Raw genomic sequence first — 19094 nt, 5'->3', positions numbered from 1 at the left:
TGCAGATAAGTCAAAAAATGAGTAAACCAATTACACGCCTGATCTTCAGCCTCGTTCTTGCAATTTGGGCCATACAGGCCCACGCCGAACCGCAAATGCTCGATCGCGTTGTGGTTATCGTAGACAAATCGGTCATTATGCAATCTGAGCTCGACGCCCGACTGCAAGAAATCGCCGCCCGCGCGAAACAGTCCAATATGCGTCTACCCCCTAGGGATGTGCTGCAAAACCAAATACTGGATCAGCTAATCTCAGAAATACTGCAACTCAATATGGCCGATATGTACGGTATCGAAGTACCCGATGCTGAAGTGAACGACGCCCTCGAAAACATTAAATCCAACCAAGGCTGGAGCACCGAACAGCTAGCGGCAGAATTAGCTAAAGACGGTGCCAGCATTCACGAATTTCAGGCAAAAATTCGCCGCGATTTGAAAATCCGCAACGTATCCCAAGGTGTGGTTCGTGGTCGTATTCGTATTTCTGAGCAGGAAATCAGTAACTTCCTCCAATCGGCTGCTGCGCAATTCTGGATCTCCCCCGACTTCCATTTGGGACATATCCTAATTTCCTTGCCTCCCTCTCCCAACAAAGCACAAACCACCGCCGCAGAGGAGAAAGCCAACCGTATTTATGAGCAGCTCAAAAAAGGCGCCAACTTTGAAGAACTGGCCATTGCCGAATCTTCCGGCCCCTCGGCCCTTAAAGGCGGCGATTTAGGTTTCAGAAAATCTTCAGATCTGCCCACCTTGTTTGCCGAAATTGCGCCCAAATTAAGTGTTGGCGAAGTGGCAAAACCCGCCCGCAGTCAGGCAGGGTTCCATATCCTTAAGCTGCACGATAAGCGCGGGGAAACCAAACAAATTGTTGCTCAGGCACGGGTTCGCCATATCCTAATCAAACCCTCGACCATTCTCAGCGAAGAAAAAGCACTGACAAAACTCAAAGGTATACGCGAACAAATTGTCAGCGAAGAAGCCGAGTTCGGTGACCTAGCCAAAGACCACTCCGAAGATATTGGCTCCAAACTTCAAGGCGGCGACATGGATTGGGCCGACCCCAACCAGTTTGTTCCAGAATTCGCCCAAAAAATACGCGAAGGTAAAATCGGTGAAATTTCAGAACCGTTTCTTACCCAATTCGGGTGGCACATACTCGAAGTACTCGAACGCCGCCAAGAAGACTTCACCAAAGAAGCGCTGCGCATGAAAGCGCGCCAGGTTCTCACCAGCCGACGATTTGAAGATGAAACCCAAGTGTGGCTGCAAGAAATGCGTGACGAAGCCTTTATCGAGAAGAAACTTTAACGGTGTCACACATTTTCAGGCTAGGCATCACCCCCGGAGAGCCGGCAGGCATTGGGCCCGACTTAGTGCTCGCTGCGGCACAAAAAGCTCGCGATTACCAGCTTGTTGCCCTCGCCAGTAAGCAAATGCTGGCCACTCGCGCTAAACAGCTAGGCTTGAAAATTGAGCTGAGATCCTTTGACCCCAATACTCAAGCCAAACCAGCGCCCGCAGGGCAATTGCAGGTTCTGGATATACCGCTGGCCAAGCCAGCCATGGCCGGGCAGCTCGACACGGCCAACGCGAACTATGTATTGCAGACACTGCAACAAGCCACCGATGGCTGCCTTAAAGGTACATTCGCTGGCGTGGTCACCGGCCCAGTACAAAAAAGTGTTATTAACGACGCCGGCGTGCCCTTCTCTGGACACACCGAATTCTTTGCCGAAAAGAGCGGTACACCCAAAGTGGTCATGATGCTGGCCACAAGCGGATTGCGCGTTGCGCTGGCAACCACACACCTGCCATTAAAAGAGGTGTCGGCCGCAATAACCCGCGACTCTCTACGCGAAGTAATAAATATTTTACTTCATGATCTCAAGCACCATTTTGGTCTAACCGAGCCTCGCATATTAGTTTGTGGGCTCAACCCCCACGCTGGCGAAGGTGGGCATTTAGGCATGGAAGAGATAAACATCATCACTCCGCTTTTAAATGAATTTAGGGATAAAGGTGCGAACCTAGTGGGCCCACTGCCCGCCGACACACTGTTTACCCCTAAAAACCTCGAACAGGCCGATGCCGTGCTCGCCATGTATCACGATCAGGGCCTGCCTGTGCTTAAACACAAAGGCTTTGGCAACGCAGTTAATATTACCTTGGGGCTCCCCTTTATTCGCACATCGGTGGATCACGGTACTGCACTAGATCTAGCAGGAACAGGTACAGCCGATGGCGGCAGCTTGGAAGTCGCCCTAACAATTGCTGCCGAATTGGCTGCCACTAAGTTTGGAGCCCCCCAGTGAGCCGGAAACCCACAGAACACAGAGCCCGAAAACGCTTCGGGCAAAACTTTTTGATCGACGAGCGGCTAATTAACCACATAGTTCGCAGCATTGCCCCCAAGCCCGATGACAATCTAGTCGAAATTGGCCCCGGCAAAGGTGCCATAACCGCCCCGCTACTGGAACATTGCCAAAAGCTGAATGTCATTGAGCTGGATCGCGATCTAATACCCGTACTGCTGGCACAATTTGCCAAGTATGAGGACTTTAAAATCCATCAAGCCGATGCCCTAAAATATGATTTTGCCAACCTCATAACTGCGGGGAAGCCACTGCGAATCGTCGGTAATCTACCCTACAATATTTCGACACCGCTTATCTTTCACTTGCTCAGCTATCAGGCGCAAGTAAAAGACATGCACTTCATGCTACAAAAAGAAGTGGTGGAGCGGCTGGCGGCTAGCGCCGGGGAGAAGAATTACGGCCGATTGGGAATAATGGCGCAGTACTACTGTCAGGTAGAAAACCTATTTGAGGTGCCGCCAGAATCCTTTTCTCCTGCTCCCAAAGTAGATTCAGCCATTGTCAGGCTTACCCCGCACACCCAGCTTCCACATCCGGTTTATCACCTGAACAAGCTCGAACTGCTAGTGAGAACCGCTTTTTCTCAAAGACGCAAAACACTTCGCAATTCACTGAAGAGTTTAGGGGTGAATTTTGACGACAATAACTTTAATATTGATCTAAAAAAGCGTGCAGAAAACCTGAGCCTTGAGGACTATGTACAATTATGTAATCAGCTCTGGCCAGCCGAATACGCAGAGCCATAACCCACTCGGAAACATGCATGAAAGTTAGTGTTACTTCGCAATACCTGCAAGTGCAATCCAAACCATTGGAAAGTAAGTATGTATTTGCCTACACCGTGAGCATTGAAAACGATAGCGATGAAGCCGCCAAACTGGTGAGCCGCTACTGGCAAATAACCGACGCCAACAACCAAATTCAAGAAGTAACCGGCGTGGGCGTTGTGGGTGACCAACCACGACTGGAACCCGGTGAAACCTATACCTATACCAGTGGTGCGGTACTGGAAACCACCACCGGCACCATGCAAGGGCACTATGTCATGATGCGCGATAACGGCAGTAAATTCGAAGCCGATATTCCTACATTTGCCCTAATCCAGCCCCAAGCACTTCACTAAGGCTCCCCATGGCAACCTACGCAATCGGCGATGTTCAAGGCTGCTTGGATCCATTGCTGCAATTATTAGACAAAGTCAACTTCTCCCGCAAAGACGACCAACTCTGGTTTGCCGGTGACCTAGTTAATCGGGGCCACGATAGCCTAGGTGTTCTGCGCCTGGTAAAAGGGCTCGGGAGAGCAGCCATTACGGTGCTAGGTAATCACGACCTGCACCTATTGGCGATTGATGCCGGCTTTAAAAAACTGAACCCAAAGAACGAAATGGCCAGAATTCTCAAGGCACCCGATCGACAGGAATTGATCGATTGGTTACGCCAACAACCGCTGGTGTATCACGACAAAAAATTGAAGCACACGATCGTTCACGCAGGTATACCACCAACCTGGAGCGTTCGCGAAGCCCTAGCGTATTCTGCAGAAGTGGAAAAAGCCCTGCAAAGTAAAAAATACCACACCTATCTTAAAGCCATGTATGGCGACACACCGGATAATTGGAGTGACGAATTACAAGGCGAAACCCGTTTACGAGTAATCACTAACTACCTCACTCGCATGCGCTTCTGCGATAAGAAAGGGCGCCTTGAACTCAACGCCAACCTCGGCCCTGAAGACCCGCCCAAAGGGTTTGCTCCCTGGTTCAAACACCCCTCCCATCGCTGTGCCGATAAAAATATTATCTTCGGGCACTGGGCAGCCCTTCAAGGCAATACCGATAGCCAAAACTTTATCGGCTTGGACACCGGCTGCGTCTGGGGGGAAAAATTAACCGCATACCGCCTTGAAGACGGCAAGTTGTTTTCAGTTGGTTGCGACTGCTAATAACCGCCACAAGCAAGTACTTACCTAATCGTCGTAACCCTTAGGATTACTTGACTGCCACCGCCAAGCATCGGTCACCATTCGACTAATATCAAACTCGGCTTTCCAGCCCAGCTCTCTCGCCGCCAGTGCCGGATCGGCGTAGCACTGGGCAATATCACCTGGCCGTCGAGGGCTGATCTGGTAGGGTATGTCACGCCCACTGGCGTCGGCGAAAGCTTTTACAATCTCTAAAACACTGTAACCACGCCCAGTACCCAAGTTGTAGGTCAGGCAACAGGCTTGCGATGCCAAAAGTTTCTGCAAAGCCTTCACATGACCACGGGCCAAGTCGACTACGTGTATATAATCCCGCACGCCCGTGCCATCTATCGTTGGGTAGTCATCCCCGAATACCCCTAACTTTTCGAGCTTGCCAACTGCAACTTGGGCAACATAGGGAAGCAAGTTGTTAGGAATTCCCTGTGGGTCTTCGCCGATATGACCACTTTCATGGGCACCAATAGGATTAAAGTAGCGTAATAGCGCAATTCTCCAACTATTGTTAGCCGCTTTACAAACGTCACGTAAAACTTCCTCCACCATTAACTTACTGCGACCATAGGGATTAGTTGCACTGGTAGGAAAATTTTCAAGAATAGGGACAGACGCAGGGTCGCCATAAACCGTAGCCGAGGAGCTAAACAGTAACGGCGTCACCCCAAATTCCTCCATGACCTCACACAGCGCAATCGTTCCTCCGACATTGTTGTGGTAATACGACAACGGTATATCGTTAGACTCGCCAACAGCCTTTAAACCGGCAAAATGGATTACTGCGCTGACCTCATATTGAGAAAACACTTCACGTAAAGCATCGCGGTCGGTGACATCTAACCGGTGAAAAGGTACCGCTTTACCGGCGATTTCCTCTACACGCTTCAGAGATTCAGCCTTACTATTAGAGAGGTTATCTACCACGACAATATCGAATCCGGCACCAATAAGCTCTATACATGTGTGGCTACCGATATACCCAGCACCGCCTGTTACCAATACCGTCATAGAATGAATCCCTTAATAAAAAAATTAGGCCGTATTATCACACAAATGAGACAAGAACCCATAAAGCCACCCACAATAATTGGCACAAGAATTGTCTAATTTATTTACAGCGCGCAGTTAACGACTAAGCTCGAGTAAATCGTGTGTAATTTTACGTCACGTTTGTTAAAAAGTGTTACCACTTTACGCGTACGAATACCCCTTACTCTGAATAAAACTGATTTGAAATATAGCGGGGCCGGTAACACTCTTTTTCTACGAACGCCCGCCCCTCAAGCCGAGCCAAAACACAATGCCCCAGGGTTTACCTCACTTCAATAGAGTGGCCGAACTAAGCACCTGTCACAAAATTAGGTACCTATTTAGCCTCTACATACAGGTTTAAATTAGTGTTACTAGGCCCTTACGTCTATTCTTATAACGGGCAGAAGGTAAATTTCGAATAGATAGAGTTACTTTCGTATTTACCTGAGGTGATTGATCTCTGGCAACGAAACAGTCAAAAACAGAACAACAGGTTAGATAAAACCACAATTTGCATTGCCACGGATCTGTCAGCAACGCGGTGAATCCGCCCGCCGATTTTCCAGTATTAATACCGAGGGTTATCTTCAGGTATTAAAGGAGGCTACGCATGACAATTTTTAATCACTACCGTGAAAGGTACGACGCTACTCAGGAAGAGGAGCTCAGTGTTCAGCAATACCTAGAGCTGTGCAAAAAAGACGCTACCGTTTACGCCAGTGCTGCCGAGCGAATTCTGGCAGCCATCGGTGAACCTAAGCTTGTCGACACATCCAAAGATGCACGCCAGAGCCGGATATTTTCCAATAAAGTTATTCAACGATACCAAGTATTCGAAGAATTTTATGGCATGGACGAAGCCATCAGCCAAATAGTCGCTTTCTTCAAGCATGCCGCTCAAGGGCTGGAAGAAAAGAAACAGATACTCTACTTACTCGGTCCCGTTGGCGGCGGCAAATCTTCACTAGCAGAAAAGCTAAAATCCCTTATCGAAAAGCAACCTATTTACTGCCTGAAAGGCTCCCCGGTTTTTGAATCTCCACTAGGGCTTTTTGACCCGGACGAAGACGCGGCCATTCTCGAAGAAGACTACCGCATACCTGCGCGTTATATCAAAACCATTATGTCTCCATGGGCTGTTAAACGTCTACACGAATATGGCGGCGATATCAGTCAGTTTAAAGTAATAAAAACGTACCCGTCGGTATTGGACCAAATAGCGGTATCCAAAACCGAGCCTGGTGACGAGAACAACCAAGACATTTCTTCCCTTGTTGGTAAAGTGGATATCCGTAAACTGGAAGACTTTCCGCAAAACGATCCAGACGCCTACAGTTTTTCCGGTGGCCTGTGCCGTGCCAACCAGGGCATTATGGAATTTGTGGAAATGTTCAAAGCCCCCATTAAAGTACTACACCCCCTGTTGACCGCAACACAAGAAGGGAACTACAACAGTACCGAAGGCTTGGGCGCAATCCCTTACGACGGAATAGTACTGGCTCACTCCAACGAAGCTGAATGGCAGACATTCAAAAACAACAAAAACAACGAAGCATTCATCGATCGGGTTTACATCGTAAAAGTACCCTACTGTCTACGACTCTCTGAAGAAGTACACATTTACGAAAAGCTTCTACTCAACAGTTCATTGAGTCAATCACCTTGTGCACCCGACACCTTGAAAATGCTTGCTCAGTTCACCGTTTTATCGCGCATGAAAGAACCGGAAAATTCCAATCTATTTTCCAAAATGCGTATTTATGACGGTCAAAATCTGAAAGACACAGACCCAAAGGCAAAATCTTTACAGGAATACAAAGATCTCGCGGGTGTAGACGAAGGTATGAACGGCCTGTCCACACGCTTCGCGTTCAAAATATTATCTAAGGTATTTAACTTTGACCCAACGGAAATAGCCGCCAACCCAGTGCACCTACTCTATGTACTGGAACAGCAAATAGAGCAGGAACAATTCCAAGAAGAGATACGCGACCGATATTTTTCGTTTATTAAGGAATTTCTCGCCCCCCGGTATGTTGAATTCATTGGCAAAGAAATTCAAACTGCCTATCTTGAATCCTATGCTGAGTATGGTCAAAACATCTTCGATCGTTACGTCATCTACGCCGACTTCTGGATCCAAGATCAGGAATACAGAGACCCCGAAACAGGTGAAATACTCAATCGTGGCGCGCTCAATGAAGAACTTGAAAAAATCGAAAAGCCGGCTGGCATAAGCAACCCTAAGGATTTCCGAAATGAAATCGTAAATTTTGTACTCCGAGCCAGAGCAAACAATAACGGTAAAAACCCAAGCTGGAATAGTTACGAAAAACTACGTACCGTCATCGAAAAGAAAATGTTTTCAAATACCGAAGAGCTTTTGCCTGTAATTTCATTTAACACAAAATCCTCTACTGACGACAAAAGAAAACATCAGGATTTTGTTGCGCGTATGGTTGAACGAGGCTACACCGAAAAACAGGTCCGATTACTGTCCGAATGGTATCTACGCGTACGAAAATCCCAGTAAAGTTTCAGGGAGTTACTGTGAGTTATATTGTTGACCGGAGACTAAATTCCAGAAAAAAAAGCACGGTGAACCGCCAACGTTTTTTGAGACGATATCGTCAGCACATTAAAAAGGCGGTTTCCGATGCGGTAGATAAACGCTCAATCACTGACACAGAAAGCGGCGAAAACATCAGCATCCCCAATCAAGATATCAGTGAACCCGTTTTCCAGCACGGTAAAGGAGGTCGAAATACCAGAGTTTTACCTGGCAACGACCAATTTAGCAAAGGCGACCACATTAAGCGCCCCGAAGGCGGTGGTAGCGGAGGAAGTGGTTCCGGCGCTAGTGACAAGGGCGAAGGAGAAGACGAATTCGTCTTCCAGATATCACAGGAAGAATTCCTGAACTTCCTATTTGAAGACCTAGCCCTACCTAACTTAGTAAAACGTCAGCTTGCGGGCAACGATGAATTCGAGTTTCGTCGTGGCGGAATCAGTAACGAAGGCTCTCCTGGAAAAATCAATATCATCCGTTCGCTTCGCTCTGCCAATTCCCGCCGAATTGCCTTAACCTCCAAAAAACGTAAACGCCTAAAAGCTCTGGAAGACGAAATTGCCACACTACAGGCAACAAACACCCAAACAGATAAACTGACGAAACTACAAACAGAAGCAGATGAGCTTCGCGGTAAAATTCGGGCTATCCCCTGGCTAGATGATTTTGATCTGAAATATAACCTGCAAGTAAAACACCCTATTCCCACGTCCAAGGCCGTCATGTTCTGCCTTATGGATGTATCTGGGTCTATGGATCAGTCAACCAAAGATATTGCCAAACGCTTCTTTCTTTTACTTTATCTTTTCCTGCAGCGCAATTACGAAAAAACCGAAGTTGTATTCATTCGCCACCACACCAGCGCCAAAGAAGTTGACGAGCAGGAGTTTTTTTACAGCCGCGAAACAGGTGGAACCATCGTATCCAGTGCGCTTAAATTAATGGACGAAGTATTGCAAACACGCTACCCCGCCAGCGAGTGGAACATCTATGGTGCCCAGGCATCCGACGGTGACAATTGGAATGATGATTCAGTTGTCTGTTACAAAACGCTCACTGAAGGGCTATTACCAAAAGTACAGTATTTTTCCTATATCGAAATCACCTCTCGCGAGCACCAAGCCCTTTGGCACTCCTACGAACAGGTTATGTCAGATTTTCCAAACACTTTTGCAATGAAACAAATAGTGGATGTTCACGACATTTATCCAGTATTCCGACAACTCTTTCAAAAGCAGACGGACTAACCGTATGACTGAACGCGCTGCAAACCCAATTTCCACATCTTCGGAATGGAGTTTCGAGCTAGTGAGCGAATACGATCAAGCCATCGGCAAAATAGCCGCCGAATTTGGTCTAGATACGTACCCCAATCAAATTGAAATTATTAGTTCGGAACAAATGATGGATGCTTATGCCTCCGTCGGCATGCCCATAAGTTACCACCATTGGTCCTATGGCAAACAATTTTTAAGCACGGAACAATCATACACTCGTGGTCAAATGGGACTGGCCTATGAAATAGTGATTAATTCCGATCCCTGCATTGCCTACTTGATGGAGGAAAACACCATGACCATGCAGGCATTGGTCATTGCCCATGCCTGTTACGGTCACAATTCATTCTTTAAAGGCAACTATCTCTTCAAAGCCTGGACAGACGCCACATCAATCATCGACTACCTTGTATTTGCAAAAAATTATATCGCTAAATGCGAAGAAAGGCACGGTGTGAGCGCGGTAGAAGATATACTTGACTCCTGCCACGCCATCATGAATTACGGCGTTGACCGTTACAAGCGACCCAACCCTTTATCCGCACATGAAGAGAGCGAACTACAACGCGAACGTGAGGAGTACCTGCAAAAACAAGTGAACGATTTGTGGCGTACCATTCCCGCGTCGAGCAAGCTAAATGGCGGCATTAACAAGCCTAGATTCCCACTCGAGCCACAGGAAAATCTGTTATATTTCTTCGAAAAAAATTCACCGCTACTAGAGTCTTGGCAGCGTGAGGTGATTCGTATTGTACGAAAAATAGCACAGTATTTTTATCCTCAGCGCCAAACTCAAGTAATGAATGAGGGATGGGCCTGTTTTTGGCACCACTTACTCCTTAACACTCTCTATGATAGGGGCCTGGTTACCGATGGTTTTATGTTGGAATTTATGCAGTCACATTCCAGCGTAATTTATCAACCCCCATACAACAGTCAATACTTCTCGGGTATTAACCCCTATACACTAGGGTTCCATATGATGAGCGATATCCGCCGCATCTGCGAAAACCCCACGCAAGAAGATAAAGAATGGTTTCCAGACATAGCGGGGAAAGATTGGCTTGAAACATTGAATTTTGCCATGCGCAACTTCAAAGACGAGAGTTTTATTCTACAATATCTCTCACCGAAATTAATGCGTGATTTAAAACTATTTACCATTCTCGATGATGACCGTAAAGACAACATAGAAGTAGTGGCCATACACGACGAGATCGGCTATCAACGCGTTCGTGAAAACCTGTCTGCACAATATAATCTTGGTGATCGTGAACCCAACATCCAAGTGTTCGATGTCGACATTCGCGGCGATAGGTCATTAACACTGCATCATTACCGACACGATAGAAACCCCCTGGAGCAAAAAACAGCCGACGAGGTGCTCAAGCACGTCCATCGGCTATGGGGTTTCGATATCCACCTCTATTCAATGGAGGACGATCACGTAAAACAAGAATTCCACTGCCCAGACTTATCGCAAGGTACCGCTAGTTAATACCGCTCTTTATACTAATCATCCATACACGGGCTTACACTCTGGATTGGTTCACGCTTACTCTGAAGCTTATACCTTGAAGGTATTGCATATAGTATTCTTCTGCCGTGCTCCCCTAATTTCACAATCGAACACTGATAAATCCCCAACGATACAATCACCAAAGCGGAGCCCACCAAAGTAAAAAGTGTAATCGCTTCATTAGCGAATAAATATCCAATAGACAGAGCCAAAACCGGTGTTATTAGCGGAATAAGCGAGACCGATACCATTGAACAATTGCGCAGTACATAAAAAAACAGGGTGTATCCAATCGCTGTGCCTGCTACCGACAAATAGCTCACCCCTATAATCGACTTACTGTCGATTTGAGCTGGAATTTCACCATCCACAAAAAACCAAGTTACCGCAAAAGCGGGTACAGCCAAAAACAACACCCCGGTAGTTTGCCGCAATGGGTTCATCCCGCCACCCAGCGCTTTTACGCACACAGAACTGAATGCAAACAGAAAGGCAGAACCTAACATACCAACAATACCGTAGAACGCACTATGGCTAAGCTGGATTTGCTCTATGTGTATAACGGCCAAACCTGCTATCGCAACCAATAGCGCTGCTATACGTCGCAGGTTAAATACATTCTCCTTTAGTAAAAGCAAAGAAAACAAACCCACAGCAAAAGGGTATAAACCCAAAATAACCGCCATCAGTCCAGATGAGATATACTGGGCAGACCAATACACCAGCAGCATATTTGGGTACAGCCCAACCATGCCGGCCAAAAAAACAGTCCAATCGCGCTTGTGCTTTACCAAAGGAATACGGAATATCACCATTAAAATACTGCATAGCACCAACGCTAACACCATACGTAAACTAACGGATGTAGCAAAAGCTAGGCTACTGTTACTCCAATGGATAGCCAATGGCGTTGTAGCCCATATAAATACAACAAAAATGTACGCTAATATTACCGGCATAGCACTACCCTCGCCCTTCCGTGTGAAGCGATTAAAGTAAAATTGACAGCCTAAAACGACGAAGGCCGCAGTTTTTTAAGCTGCGGCCTTCAAGTTTTTAGATTAATTATTTAATCATCTACTTATCCGGCACACAGAATACAAAACAACGCAGAAGCCACACCAGGTGCGCCGCGGTCATTGGAATGTATTTGCCTACCATTGAAAACATCGAATAAAACTCGTTTTTACTTAATTGAATTCTCTTTAAAGACCGGAGTAATTTTTATTTTTGTCGTTATCTTCGGTTTTACCAATACCGGTAAATGAAGAAGCTGCATAGAAAAATTACCCGAGTTCCATTAGAGTGTGCGTGATAATGTAAACTTGGTCAACAGTTGGTCTTAAAATAAATGCACGTATTTCTAGTTGGCGGCGCTGTTCGCGACATATTACTCAATATTCCCAGCCCCGACAGAGACTGGGTTGTAGTGGGCGGCACGCCAGACAAAATGGTTGCTGCTGGGTTTAAGCCTGTGGGTAAAGATTTCCCGGTATTTCTACACCCACAAACAAATGAAGAATATGCTCTTGCGAGACAAGAGCGCAAAACGGGTAAAGGGTACAAAGGCTTTACCTTTCACACGTCCCCAGATATCACCCTAGAAGAAGATTTACTGCGACGAGACCTCACCATTAATGCGATAGCGCAATCCGCAGAAGGCGAGTTCCTAGACCCCTTCAATGGCCAACAGGACATCCACGACAAAATCCTACGACATGTTTCCCCAGCCTTTGCTGAGGACCCAGTCAGAGTTTTACGCGTGGCGCGCTTTGCCGCCCGCTTCCATCATTTAGGTTTTCGCATTGCCGCAGAAACTTACGCACTCATGCAATCCATTGTCGCTAGCGGTGAAATCGACCACCTCGTTCAAGAGCGAGTCTGGAAAGAGTTTTCCCGTGCGCTGAGTGAACAATCACCGTCGGTATTTATTGAAGTACTGCGAGATTGCGGCGCCCTAAAGCGGCTAATGCCCGAACTGGATATGCTGTTTGGAATACCCCAGCCAGAAAAACACCACCCCGAAATTGACACGGGCCTACATTCACTGTTGTCGCTCGATCGATGTGCGCAGTTAACCCCGTCTGCTGAGGCCCGCTTTGCCGCATTGATACACGATTTAGGGAAGGGCTTAACTCCCCCGGAAAAATGGCCCAGCCATCATGGCCATGAACAAGCTGCGCGCCCCCCCGTAGTGGCCTTGTGTGACCGCCTAGGCGCTCCCAATAGCTTTCGTGACCTGGCGTTAGGAGTAGCAGAGTTCCACACCCACGGTCACCGGGCCCTCGAACTCACAGCAAAAACATTGCTCACAACGCTGCAACGTTTAGACGCGTATCGCCGACCAGAACGATTCAAGCTTTTTTGCATCTGTTGCCAAGCCGATGCTCAGGGTAGAACCGGCCTAGAGCATCAGCCTTATCCACAAGCTGACTATTTACAGCAGGCACTGGAAACACTTCAGTCTATAGACACAAAAGCCATGGCCGCCAGTGGTCTGAAAGGTGCGGCTTTTGGCGACGCCTTGCACAAAAAACGATTGTCACGACTTGAGGAACTCAAGCGTTCGACTGCTCATAACTAAGGGAAAAGCTTTGAAAGAGTTACAACCTACAGCACTGGTAACCGGTGCAGCCCGACGACTGGGCGCCGCTATAACACACCATTTGCATTCTCTCGGGTACAGGGTTGCGATTCACTGCAACAACTCTATAGATGCCGCGAACCAACTTGCTGGCAATCTAAATAATTTGCGCGCTGGCTCGGCATGGGTTATTCAGCAGCCACTGGGCTCTCAGGATTCTTGCTCGCATGTAGCTAAAAGCCTAATCAAACGGTTTGGCCGCTGCGATTTGCTCGTCAATAATGCCTCCAGCTTTTTCGCTACACCGCTTACTCAAATCAAAGAACAAAGCTGGGACGAATTATTTTCCGCCAACGCTAAGGCACCGCTTTTTTTAAGCCAGTCACTGCTTGAGCCGCTAAAAGAAGCGCAGGGAGCAATTATCAATATTGCCGACATACACGCCATACGACCACTTAAAAACCATACGATCTACTGCATGGCCAAAGCAGCAAATATTATGCTCACCAAATCCTTAGCGCTGGAGCTCGCACCAGAAGTACGCGTCAATGGTATTGCTCCGGGTGCCATTCTTTGGCCCGAAAATACCTCTAGCGATACCATCGACAACATAGAGCTAATGAATAAAATCCCCATGAACAAACTTGGCGAAGAAAAATCCATACTCACAGCATTGGACTATCTTATTCAGCGAGAAGCCTATCTTACTGGCCAAATAATCAATATCGATGGCGGCAGAACTTTACTGCAATAACTTTAAGCTCTTACGCTAATCACCACTTCATATAATACCCCGCCTTCGCAATTGATCTATATCAAACTTTTTCTCTCGTACGAGCGCACACTTACACGGGCAAGGACAATATTTATGTGATTGGCGAACAATCTGGAGGTGCACCATGACCTTAAGACCCCTCAATTCCATTTTCGAAGTAAGTGATTTTCTCGAACCTCCATGGGCTAGCTATATGTACAGCGATCGCGCGATTCAACATTCACCGCGCGTAGAAGTTGTTGAAAAAGATGACATGCTTGAAATATCAGCTGAACTACCAGGCATCAAAAAGGAAGACATTAACATTTTTTTTAGCCATGGCATGCTAACCCTAGATGCGGAAAACCAAGAAGAAAAAACAGAGGAAGAGAACGGCAAAATCATTCGCCAGGAAAGGCGCTACGGAAAATTCAGCCGCAGCTTTGACTTAGGCAGCAATGTGCAGGAAAGTGACATTAATGCCAAGCTCGAAAACGGCGTACTAACCATCTCTGCACCTCGCGTTGAAAAATTGGCCTCACAGGCCAAGCGCATTGAAGTTCACTGAGTTTGAATTGCATTCAAACCGCTGAACGGCGAGCGCCCCCAACCTTGGTGCATAAAAGGGCAGCAGAAATGCTGCCCTTTTTCTATTGCCCTTCGCCCGTAAAACTTAATGTCTGGGCCTTTATCTCTTAGTACTATCCATAATTAAGGCATTGCCTTAACAAAAGCATGAAAGTTACGCTCCGATGAGATCAGCCATTCAGGCCTTGCCCGTCCCTCACCAGCGTCGGTCAGTGAACTGTGATAAGCCATAATTCGCTGTAAACTCCATCGTTCTCGGGTATCCGCGTCAATCATCAGCACATGGTAGCCGCTGTTTAACACGTCGGCGAAACGTTGGTATTCCGCACTATGTACCTGTATCCCGTAAAAACCACCTTCCCAAGTGGAGAACAAAAATAATACAACGGCAAGAATTGCAAAAGGCAGCCAATCCACAGCTGTTACAGGCTTAAACGCTGTAGCGACCAACAACACAACAACAGCAAGCACAGCGCCAATGGCGGCGCCCATCATGGCGGAATGAATGAGATCAACACGAGCAAAGGGGCTAACTTCATGTAGGTGGCGCTTTTCTATTTCGGCATCCTGCTGGCTTAGAACATGAACCTGCTCCCGATCATAGCCCGCCGACACAAGATCCAGCTCAGCTTTTTCCAAGTCGTTTAAATCGTTACTCACATAATAAAATCTTTTCATATTCACCTCCGCAACACTGAAGTCTAAGCGAACAACTTGATCGCTATGTTGTTGTGCATAAAATCGACAAGTTCAGGTTAAAAGGTATTCTCTTTTGGCAATAGGCGCCAGAACATGTTTAGACGGACATCAAATAACGAACGCCATTTAAAATAGCCTCAGAACATAAACCACAACGAAGGGCGATAAAAACTTTATTCTTTAAAATTAACTTGCCAAAGCGAGCGTAAGTTATCGTCAAAGCCCTCCCAAAGTGACTGGTAGGTATGAGTAGAACCGGGGTAATAACTATCGGGCCTTAAGTCAGCCATCGGCAATAATACGAAGGAATGCTTTAATATTTCATCGCGGGGCAGCTCGACACCATCAATAACCCCCAACTGGGTTCCGTGGGTTAGGATATCGATATCCAGCGTACGCGCACTGAATTTTGGTGCCAACCTTTCCCGACCGTTATTATCTTCAATTTCCTTTAGCAATAGAGAAAGCTTCCCTACGGCCAAGTCGGTACTAATAGCAACCACTAAGTTGTAAAAGTTATCGCCATGAAACCCAACGGCATTGCTTTCGTACACGGGAGAAACATCCACCACGCCAAACAACTTACGCAACGCCACAAGCGCGCTTCGAAGATTTTTTTCACGGTCAATATTGCTGCCGAGGCCCAATAACACTTCAACCATTTTAATTGTTTTCTCCCCGCTCAATTCTTACACCGACATCTTTTGAACCGCGCAAAGCCCCCGGCTTGCTTACACTTAACCGCAGCCAAGGAACATCAAACTCACCCATCACAATTTCGGCCACCTGTTCGGCCAAAGTTTCTACTAGCAAAAACTCAGAATCGCCGATAAAAGAAATAAGCCGCTTAGCCACTTTCTTATAGTCAAGAGCATGCTGAATATCATCCGTTTGGGCCGCGCGACGAATATCGTGTGCCATTTCCAGATCAAGGCTCACCGTTTGACGAACTTCTCGCTCCCAATCATAAATTCCAATAATAGTTTCAATACGAAGCTCGTTGATAAAAACAATATCCATTAAAGCGCCCCTAAAGTATCCAATGGCCACCGCGGAAACACATCCACAGCAAGCGGACTAGTTTCACCGGCTAGTAATCGCTGACAGCCCGCAAATGCGATCATCGCGCCGTTATCTGTGCAAAACTCATGACGAGCATAAAACACACGGCTGTTAATTTTTGCCAACGCCTGCTCCAGCTTTACCCGCAAGCGATCATTCGCCGATACACCCCCGGCGATAATCAGCGTATCCATATTGCACTGCTGTAAAGCGCGTCGGCATTTGATCACCAAGGTATCGACCACCGCTTCCTGAAAAGCATGGGCAATATCGGCGCAGGTTTGGTCGTCAGGAAGTCCATTCGCTTGCGCATGCTCGGTAACGGTATTAAGCGTAAAGGTTTTCAAACCACTGAAACTAAAATCTAAGCCAGGCCTGTTGGTCATAGGACGCGGGAACTTAAACCGGCCAGGCACCCCCTTTTCGGCAAAACGTGCGATTTGAGGGCCGCCCGGGTAGTCCAAATCCATCATTTTCGCGGCCTTATCAAACGCCTCCCCAGCGGCATCATCTAATGATTCACCCAGTAACTGATACTGTCCAATCGCGGTAACTTCAACAAGCTGGGTGTGACCACCACTAACAAGCAGGGCAACAAAGGGAAAACGTGGAGGGTTGTTTTCTAGCAATGGGGCCAATAAATGACCTTCCATGTGGTGTACACCAATAGCGGGAACACCCCAAGCGTAGGCTAGCGAACGCCCCACGCAGCCACCTACCAAAAGCGCACCTATTAAGCCAGGGCCGCAGGTATACGCTAGCGCGTCGATTCGCTTTTTTGAATCCGTTTTTCCCAAAATTTGATCGATCAAAGGGATAAGTTTGCGAATGTGATCGCGAGATGCAAGCTCAGGCACTACGCCGCCATATTCTGCATGTAGCTTTATTTGGCTATAGAGCTCATGACCTAGCAGCCCCTGCTCGCTATCATAAACGGCAACACCGGTTTCATCGCAAGAGGTTTCGATTCCCAGTACGCGCATTAAATTTTTCCTCGTTGTCGAGCTATACCTTGATTAAGGCCAAGCATTCTAGCCGAACAGGGCAATCCCCGCGATACCAACCACCACTCCGTATACCAACATGGCAATGACTGTTCGCTTAAGGATATAACCCTCTTTATCTCCCAGCGCCAACACCGATGCAACGGCGACAATATTGTTAATACAGACCATATTCCCCATGGCTCCACCCGCCGACTGCAACGCGAGTATGGTAGTACGATTAAGCCCAAGGTCAACGGCAATAGAGTCTTGAATACCACCAAAAGTGAGATTAGAAATGGTAGCGGATCCAGAGAAGAACGACCCTAGCGCACCAAGGAAAGCCCCAAAAAACTGCCAATTACTGCCCGTTAAGCCCGCCAAATTAGAGCCAATTAAAGCAACCGCAGACTGCTCCCCCCCCATCATCATCAAATTGACGAACACCAATGCACCCAATAGCGCAATAATAGGACGGCGCATTTGATCAACGGTTTCGACAAATACGCCGCGTACACTTCCCTGACGGTATAACCACAGTGTTACCAGAGCGATAACACCAAACGGAATTATTGAGGGCACATAAAGAAAACTATGACTCCAGACTTCTGTCGTATTAAAAATATTCGATAGCGACACAACCAGCGCCGCGCTCACCGACAGGTCTCCCAGACTGCCTAAGCTAATACTTAACGCAGGCAATTTGGCTACCAGAAGCGACTTAATGCCGAGCTGTGGAATCCGTGTAATGATAAGCAGAAGCACTGTCCCCCAAAGAGGGAATGTGGCTTTTACCAATGCAGCCGTTTTCACTTGCTCGCGCCCACCTTCTGCTGGCGGGTGCTCACACGAAAGCCCAACCCCCATTTTTGCCAGCATGATGGTAAGCACTAAACCTATACCACCCCCCAACAACGCAGGAAATTCATAGCTCACCGTTGCAATTGCGACATAGGGAACCACACAACACAAAACGCTCAACAATATAAAAATAAAGTTTTTGCGAATATCGCGACGCTCAACCACAAATGCCAAAGCTGCCACTACAACAAATATTGCCGCAATAGCATTAAGCCACGCGGATTTCATACCCACCTGGGCCAATTCCAAGTCAGTAAGCGATACCGCCGACAAACCGAACCACGTAGGGGTTCCCACCGCCCCAAAAGACACGGGAACACTATTCAAAATCAAACAAAAGATCGCGACTCGTACCGCAGGAAACCCTAGGCCAACGAGCACAGGGCCAGCAAGCGCTGCCGGCGTGCCGAAGCCGCTAGCCCCCTCGATAAGAAACTGGAAGGCCCAGCCCACAATCATGAGTTGCGCAACCGGGTTATCCGAAATACTGTTTAACCACGTGCGGATTACGCCGAGTGCGCCAGTCGATTCCATTGTGCGGAACAAAAATATGGCCCCGGCAATAATCAGAATGGGCGTCCAGGCCACTAGCAGTCCATCGAGTACCGCAGCGTGGACTTGATTTGGGTCCCTCGAAAATACCACCAACATGCCGACGTAAACCACCAGCGCCGATAACGGCAAAGCCCTGTACGACGGCATACTGTTTTTCTTCGTCATCAGATAAATCAGCAGCACAATCGGAAAATAGGCGAAAAAAAGCTGGGCCATAAAACAACAGGTCTCAAGTCTGAGGGCACCACTTATTTCAG

General features: G+C 47.4%; 18 protein-coding genes. 11 read left to right on the top strand and 7 right to left on the bottom strand.

Translation table 11 applies throughout. The annotated features are described in order from the left end of the window. Positions 1-17: 17 nt before the first annotated feature. Genes H5336_RS17620 through H5336_RS17600 form a run of 5 tightly spaced genes read left to right on the top strand, consistent with a single transcriptional unit; the run spans position 18 to position 4318 of the window. Positions 18-1307, top strand: coding sequence for a peptidylprolyl isomerase (locus H5336_RS17620; protein WP_185235531.1), 1290 nt, complete (start codon positions 18-20; stop codon positions 1305-1307). A 2-nt stretch (positions 1308-1309) separates the two neighbouring features. Next, entirely contained in the window at positions 1310-2311 is a 1002-nt protein-coding gene (pdxA, locus tag H5336_RS17615) for a 4-hydroxythreonine-4-phosphate dehydrogenase PdxA (RefSeq protein WP_185235530.1), read from the top strand. Then, on the top strand, positions 2308-3120 hold the full coding sequence (gene rsmA, locus H5336_RS17610) for a 16S rRNA (adenine(1518)-N(6)/adenine(1519)-N(6))-dimethyltransferase RsmA (protein ID WP_185235529.1): 813 nt from the start codon (positions 2308-2310) through the stop codon (positions 3118-3120). Before pdxA ends, rsmA begins: the two co-directional genes overlap by 4 nt. A gap of 17 nt (positions 3121-3137) precedes the next feature. After that, positions 3138-3497 carry a Co2+/Mg2+ efflux facilitator ApaG/CorD gene (gene apaG, locus H5336_RS17605; RefSeq protein ID WP_185235528.1) on the top strand — a complete coding sequence of 120 codons (360 nt, stop codon included), beginning with the start codon at positions 3138-3140 and terminating at the stop codon, positions 3495-3497. Positions 3498-3505: 8 nt separating this feature from the next. Next, positions 3506-4318 (top strand): symmetrical bis(5'-nucleosyl)-tetraphosphatase, encoded by an 813-nt coding sequence (locus H5336_RS17600; RefSeq protein ID WP_185235527.1) that lies wholly within the window; start codon positions 3506-3508, stop codon positions 4316-4318. Positions 4319-4342: 24 nt separating this feature from the next. On the opposite strand, the gene galE is transcribed toward H5336_RS17600, so the two are convergent. Continuing rightward, a complete protein-coding gene (gene galE, locus H5336_RS17595; RefSeq protein ID WP_185235526.1) occupies positions 4343-5362 on the bottom strand; it encodes a UDP-glucose 4-epimerase GalE in 1020 nt (339 codons plus the stop codon). A 634-nt stretch (positions 5363-5996) separates the two neighbouring features. Between galE and H5336_RS17590 the strand changes: the two genes are divergently transcribed. The 3 genes from H5336_RS17590 to H5336_RS17580 are packed head-to-tail and all read left to right on the top strand — an operon-like array spanning position 5997 to position 10730. Continuing rightward, positions 5997-7919 carry a PrkA family serine protein kinase gene (locus H5336_RS17590; RefSeq protein WP_185235525.1) on the top strand — a complete coding sequence of 641 codons (1923 nt, stop codon included), beginning with the start codon at positions 5997-5999 and terminating at the stop codon, positions 7917-7919. 17 nt (positions 7920-7936) lie between these two features. Continuing rightward, positions 7937-9202, top strand: a complete 1266-nt coding sequence (locus tag H5336_RS17585; protein ID WP_185235524.1) for a YeaH/YhbH family protein — start codon at positions 7937-7939, stop codon at positions 9200-9202. A gap of 4 nt (positions 9203-9206) precedes the next feature. Beyond that, positions 9207-10730: a SpoVR family protein gene (locus H5336_RS17580; protein WP_185235523.1), complete on the top strand. Its 1524-nt coding sequence runs from the start codon at positions 9207-9209 to the stop codon at positions 10728-10730. A gap of 14 nt (positions 10731-10744) precedes the next feature. Here the strand turns inward: H5336_RS17580 and H5336_RS17575 are convergent, their stop codons facing one another. Beyond that, positions 10745-11710 carry a DMT family transporter gene (locus H5336_RS17575; RefSeq protein ID WP_185235522.1) on the bottom strand — a complete coding sequence of 322 codons (966 nt, stop codon included), beginning with the start codon at positions 11708-11710 and terminating at the stop codon, positions 10745-10747. A 392-nt stretch (positions 11711-12102) separates the two neighbouring features. Here H5336_RS17575 and H5336_RS17570 point away from each other — a divergent pair, with 392 nt between their 5' ends. From H5336_RS17570 to H5336_RS17560, 3 genes are all read left to right on the top strand, one after another. Next, complete coding sequence (locus H5336_RS17570; protein WP_185235521.1) at positions 12103-13335, top strand: multifunctional CCA addition/repair protein; 1233 nt, start codon at positions 12103-12105, stop codon at positions 13333-13335. A 10-nt stretch (positions 13336-13345) separates the two neighbouring features. Then, on the top strand, positions 13346-14089 hold the full coding sequence (locus H5336_RS17565) for a pteridine reductase (protein ID WP_185235520.1): 744 nt from the start codon (positions 13346-13348) through the stop codon (positions 14087-14089). A 145-nt stretch (positions 14090-14234) separates the two neighbouring features. Further along, the gene (locus tag H5336_RS17560; RefSeq protein WP_185235519.1) at positions 14235-14657 is read left to right on the top strand and encodes an Hsp20/alpha crystallin family protein; all 423 of its coding nucleotides are present in this window, start codon (positions 14235-14237) and stop codon (positions 14655-14657) included. Between the two features lie 143 nt (positions 14658-14800). On the opposite strand, the gene H5336_RS17555 is transcribed toward H5336_RS17560, so the two are convergent. The 5 genes from H5336_RS17555 to H5336_RS17535 all read right to left on the bottom strand — a co-directional run bounded on the left by H5336_RS17555 (position 14801) and on the right by H5336_RS17535 (position 19053). Then, positions 14801-15355, bottom strand: coding sequence for an NAD/FAD-utilizing enzyme (locus tag H5336_RS17555; RefSeq protein WP_185235518.1), 555 nt, complete (start codon positions 15353-15355; stop codon positions 14801-14803). 194 nt (positions 15356-15549) lie between these two features. Continuing rightward, complete coding sequence (gene folK / locus H5336_RS17550; RefSeq protein ID WP_185235517.1) at positions 15550-16038, bottom strand: 2-amino-4-hydroxy-6-hydroxymethyldihydropteridine diphosphokinase; 489 nt, start codon at positions 16036-16038, stop codon at positions 15550-15552. A 1-nt stretch (position 16039) separates the two neighbouring features. Further along, a complete protein-coding gene (folB, locus tag H5336_RS17545; RefSeq protein ID WP_185235516.1) occupies positions 16040-16396 on the bottom strand; it encodes a dihydroneopterin aldolase in 357 nt (118 codons plus the stop codon). Continuing rightward, positions 16396-17421 carry a tRNA (adenosine(37)-N6)-threonylcarbamoyltransferase complex transferase subunit TsaD gene (gene tsaD, locus H5336_RS17540; RefSeq protein WP_185235515.1) on the bottom strand — a complete coding sequence of 342 codons (1026 nt, stop codon included), beginning with the start codon at positions 17419-17421 and terminating at the stop codon, positions 16396-16398. Before tsaD ends, folB begins: the two co-directional genes overlap by 1 nt. A gap of 48 nt (positions 17422-17469) precedes the next feature. After that, positions 17470-19053 (bottom strand): L-lactate permease, encoded by a 1584-nt coding sequence (locus H5336_RS17535; RefSeq protein WP_185235514.1) that lies wholly within the window; start codon positions 19051-19053, stop codon positions 17470-17472. Positions 19054-19094 lie beyond the last annotated feature (41 nt).

Origin of the sequence: Teredinibacter franksiae (assembly GCF_014218805.1) — a bacterium.
GTDB classification, from domain to species: domain Bacteria; phylum Pseudomonadota; class Gammaproteobacteria; order Pseudomonadales; family Cellvibrionaceae; genus Teredinibacter; species Teredinibacter franksiae.
This window is presented reverse-complemented; position numbering and strand designations above follow the sequence as displayed.

What these genes read in the sequence shown, in the direction of transcription:
- H5336_RS17620 (WP_185235531.1), top strand. Translation starts at nt 18, where the DNA reads ATGAGTAAACCAATTACACGCCTGATCTTCAGCCTCGTTCTTGCAATT.
- apaG (WP_185235528.1), top strand. Translation starts at nt 3,138, where the DNA reads ATGAAAGTTAGTGTTACTTCGCAATACCTGCAAGTGCAATCCAAACCA.
- H5336_RS17600 (WP_185235527.1), top strand. Translation starts at nt 3,506, where the DNA reads ATGGCAACCTACGCAATCGGCGATGTTCAAGGCTGCTTGGATCCATTG.
- galE (WP_185235526.1), bottom strand. Translation starts at nt 5,362, where the DNA reads ATGACGGTATTGGTAACAGGCGGTGCTGGGTATATCGGTAGCCACACA.
- H5336_RS17590 (WP_185235525.1), top strand. Translation starts at nt 5,997, where the DNA reads ATGACAATTTTTAATCACTACCGTGAAAGGTACGACGCTACTCAGGAA.
- H5336_RS17580 (WP_185235523.1), top strand. Translation starts at nt 9,207, where the DNA reads ATGACTGAACGCGCTGCAAACCCAATTTCCACATCTTCGGAATGGAGT.
- H5336_RS17575 (WP_185235522.1), bottom strand. Translation starts at nt 11,710, where the DNA reads ATGCCGGTAATATTAGCGTACATTTTTGTTGTATTTATATGGGCTACA.
- H5336_RS17570 (WP_185235521.1), top strand. Translation starts at nt 12,103, where the DNA reads ATGCACGTATTTCTAGTTGGCGGCGCTGTTCGCGACATATTACTCAAT.
- H5336_RS17560 (WP_185235519.1), top strand. Translation starts at nt 14,235, where the DNA reads ATGACCTTAAGACCCCTCAATTCCATTTTCGAAGTAAGTGATTTTCTC.
- H5336_RS17555 (WP_185235518.1), bottom strand. Translation starts at nt 15,355, where the DNA reads ATGAAAAGATTTTATTATGTGAGTAACGATTTAAACGACTTGGAAAAA.
- folK (WP_185235517.1), bottom strand. Translation starts at nt 16,038, where the DNA reads ATGGTTGAAGTGTTATTGGGCCTCGGCAGCAATATTGACCGTGAAAAA.
- folB (WP_185235516.1), bottom strand. Translation starts at nt 16,396, where the DNA reads ATGGATATTGTTTTTATCAACGAGCTTCGTATTGAAACTATTATTGGA.
- tsaD (WP_185235515.1), bottom strand. Translation starts at nt 17,421, where the DNA reads ATGCGCGTACTGGGAATCGAAACCTCTTGCGATGAAACCGGTGTTGCC.
- H5336_RS17535 (WP_185235514.1), bottom strand. Translation starts at nt 19,053, where the DNA reads ATGGCCCAGCTTTTTTTCGCCTATTTTCCGATTGTGCTGCTGATTTAT.